Raw genomic sequence first — 3,503 nt, forward strand, 5'->3', positions numbered from 1 at the left:
TTAGCGACTCGCTTTTGTTGACTGAATGACTCGTAATTGCGACTTGACGACTCGCTTTTGTTGACTCTAAAATGAAGTGACTCGCTTTTGTTGACTGTACCTATGCTTTTAGTGGCTAATACCTCGTTTTTGTTGACTGTAAGATAGGCTGAGTGCCCGTTGCTAGTCATTTCCTTTAATGACTCGCTTTTGTTGACTGAAAGTCTTTTGATATTATTCAATTCATTGAATTTAAAGAAAAATATGGCTAATACACTAGTTGTTAAGCGTAATGAAATCATTGAAGGTAAATACTCATTATCAGCAGCGGCCCAAAAGGTTGCTGCTGCGATCATTGCACAAGTTAATCCTGAAGCTGAGGAACTGCCTAAAATAGTCTTCACAGCCAAAGAGGCTATGGAGTTGCTAGGCATGAGTAAACAGTATTTCTATAGGGAAATGGATAAAATTACTGATGAATTAGGGCAGATACTTATTAGGCATAAAAAACTAGATACAAACGAACTCACCAAATCAAACTTCTTTTTACGAAGCCGGCTTGAGGGTGATAAATCTGTAACTTTTGAATTTCATCCTGATATTGAGCCTTATATACGTGACTTTAGAAAAAACTTTACTCAGTATCAGCTTGCACAAATCAAGAATCTCACTTCTAGGTATTCTATAAGATTGTATGAAATATTGAGGCGATATCATCCAATTCGATGCGAGAGAGTGACTTCTTATTATGAGCTTTCCATTAAAGAACTACGTGAAACACTTGGTATTGCACCGAACAAGCATACTAGGACAAATAATTTAAGGCAGCATGTACTAAATAAGGCTCAAAAAGAAATTGCTGAAAAAACAGACTTAAAATTTACTTTTGATTTACTCAGAAACGGGCGAAAAATAGATAGAATAAAATTTAACATCAGTCACAATGCTCATTTTGAACAGGTGGAAAATGAACACGTTTTGGAGCCAGAAATTTTGCCTGATGGATACGACGAAGCTGTAGCAGCTATGCTTGCAAGTGCGGTTCCTGAACTACCAAAAGACATTGTAAACCTTTTAGCATCACGTCTTGATGCTGTTGCTGCTAGCCAAGCTTTCTTAAGTTACACCAAAGCCAAACAAGTCGGAAAAGTTAAAGATCCCGCCGCTTACTTTTTGGGCATCCTTAAGCATCAGGAGCAGCAAGCGAAAAACAGTCACAATCCTGATATGGATGACATGAGCTGGGTTGAAAGAGGCTTTAATGGACTTTAAAGTAATACAAATGTAATACAAGTAAATAGGTTATGTATTACATTTGTATATCGGGCACTAAGATTTATGTATATCAAATGTATTACATTATGTGTTGTGCATTATTGATTCTAGTAGTTTCTTCTTATTAATTTTATCTCGCATACCAATTAAACCACGAATTACTTTTGCCTCAGTAATATTCTTCTTTGTCATACTTTGTATTTCTTCAGTCAACTCTTGAAGCCCTGAGATATCATCAGTTGTTAGCCTAAATGGCTTTGGGCTTAAGCCTGTTGTTACATTACGGTTTGTTTTAACCGTAGTTAGCTTTTCTTTTTTCTGAAGTAGCTCTTCAGGTTCTTCTTTTTTGCTAAAACGATTATTAAGGTTGGTAGTGCCAGTTAACTTGCTCATTTCGGGCCTAATATGTATTACATTTGTATATCAAATTCGTTCAAGGATTTCTTTTGCTAGTGTCTTGTAATCACGGTTTGCAAGAGCACTTTTTGAATAATACTTCAAGGGTTGAGCTGTAACGCTTGCTTGACCAATTGCTTCACTTCGCCTTATTTTCGACTTTAATACTTTTCCATTAATCACTTGCAGCTGTTCTGAAAGGAAGTCATTCATTAATTTGTTTTGACTTGCATACTCATTCCTAAAAACAGCAAAGTTTACATCATTTGTTTCTTTGACCTCTTCAATTGCGTCAAGTAGGTCGCTTAATCCATCAAGTGCAAATCTGCCACCATCAATCGGCATTAGGAACAAATCAGCAATAAGCATTGCATTTGTAACACTGAGCGAAAGTGACGGAGGACAGTCTAAAAGAACAATATCGTAGTCCCCTTCTATCTTCTTTAAGTGTCGCTGTAGAATTCGCTCTCTATGAACTCTTGTTAAGCACTGTTCTATTTGCCGGCTAAGTGTTATGTGAGAAGGGATATAATAAAGGTTGTCAATGAAGTTACCATCAGACCTAGCTTGATGTATTGCATCTTCAATTTTTACTTTGTGATTCGAAAATAGATCTGCAACAGTTAAGCTGAACTTGCTCTCACCTCCACTAAGTACCTTAGTTAAGTTTGCTTGGTGATCGAGATCGATAGCTAGTACTTTTTTGCCTAGCTTAGCCAGCTCTGCACCAATATTTATGCAAGTGGTGGTTTTTCCAACCCCACCTTTCTGATTTGTAACCGCAATTTTTTTCGCCATCCCCCTACCCTTTGTATTACATAAGTATTACAAATAACTTAGCTGACATTTGTAAATGAACTACAATTGTATTACAAATATACACCCTATCTATTGCTTTGTCAGTACCTGAAAGTCTATACAGCCATTCTTAGCATAGCACATTTTATGTATTACCAGTGTAATACATAAAACTAATCAAGTAACTATCAGAATGTATTACAAATGTAATTCATAAAAAGTTTAGTCATATACTTGACCTGTATTACTAATGTAATACATTATTGTCGACTAAAGTGCCACCACAATGAAGAGTTGATAGTTATGCTTGACATAAATCGACACCCCAAGACCTTGCTACAACTGATACCCAGCTACACGGGTGCCACTCTGAGTGTCACTTTATCAGTGGCACTATCTGTATTGCTCTTTGCATCAATCTCAGAAAATTACTACTACAGTCTTATGTTCGCTGGGCTTGCGATTGCATTCGAGTTAGCAAAATTTGTTGCGCTACCTGAGATTGCACGACGCAAACAGCGCAAAGACTGGGCGGGTGTCATGGGTGCCACCCTTCTTTTTGTCACGCTAGCTGCTGCAAGCATCCTTGGCTCGATTGGTGGGTTGCAGAGTGACACCCAGCGAATTCAGGCCAGCATTACCAAAGCAGAACAGCAGCGAGCAGCTCTGATTGAAGAACGTCAGTTGCTACTTGCTGAAGTGGCAGAGAATCAGAAAGCTATAGATAAGTACATCGCACTTAACAGAATTAAGAACTTTGCGCAGCCGCTGCAGCAACGCAATGAGGCACTGAGGGTGAAAGCGGCAACGATACAAGACAAAATCAGTACGCTAGGTGTTGCACAAGAAACACCCATGACTGCGCTATTGGGTGCCGTTGCAACGGCTTTAGGTAAGGATAAAGATGTTGTACAGGTTTACGTTTTTATCTTGTTAGCTGTACTGCTCGACTTGGTTGCTAGCTTTTTCATTTGCTTATTGCGTGAAGAAAACGACTTCCGTCGAGACTATCAAAGCAAACTAAAAGTTAAGGAGGGTGGCACTAATGATCATGA

At 38.3% G+C, this 3,503-nt stretch carries 4 protein-coding genes; 2 read left to right on the forward strand and 2 right to left on the reverse strand.

Annotated features, from left to right (window positions below):
- Nucleotides 1-243: 243 nt before the first annotated feature.
- A complete protein-coding gene (locus F607_RS0125620; protein WP_027710293.1) occupies nt 244-1,251 on the forward strand; it encodes a replication initiation protein in 1,008 nt (335 codons plus the stop codon).
- A gap of 87 nt (nt 1,252-1,338) precedes the next feature.
- Here the strand turns inward: F607_RS0125620 and F607_RS0125625 are convergent, their stop codons facing one another.
- Together F607_RS0125625 and F607_RS0125630 are read right to left on the reverse strand one after the other, a co-directional pair.
- Entirely contained in the window at nt 1,339-1,647 is a 309-nt protein-coding gene (locus F607_RS0125625; protein WP_027710294.1) for a hypothetical protein, read from the reverse strand.
- A 30-nt stretch (nt 1,648-1,677) separates the two neighbouring features.
- Nucleotides 1,678-2,448 (reverse strand): ParA family protein, encoded by a 771-nt coding sequence (locus tag F607_RS0125630; RefSeq protein ID WP_027710295.1) that lies wholly within the window; start codon nt 2,446-2,448, stop codon nt 1,678-1,680.
- A 303-nt stretch (nt 2,449-2,751) separates the two neighbouring features.
- Between F607_RS0125630 and F607_RS0125635 the strand changes: the two genes are divergently transcribed.
- On the forward strand, nt 2,752-3,503 hold a 752-nt coding region (locus tag F607_RS0125635), incomplete at its 3' end, for a hypothetical protein (RefSeq protein ID WP_027710296.1).

The organism is Zooshikella ganghwensis DSM 15267, assembly GCF_000428585.1.
Taxonomy (GTDB): Bacteria; Pseudomonadota; Gammaproteobacteria; order Pseudomonadales; family Zooshikellaceae; genus Zooshikella; species Zooshikella ganghwensis.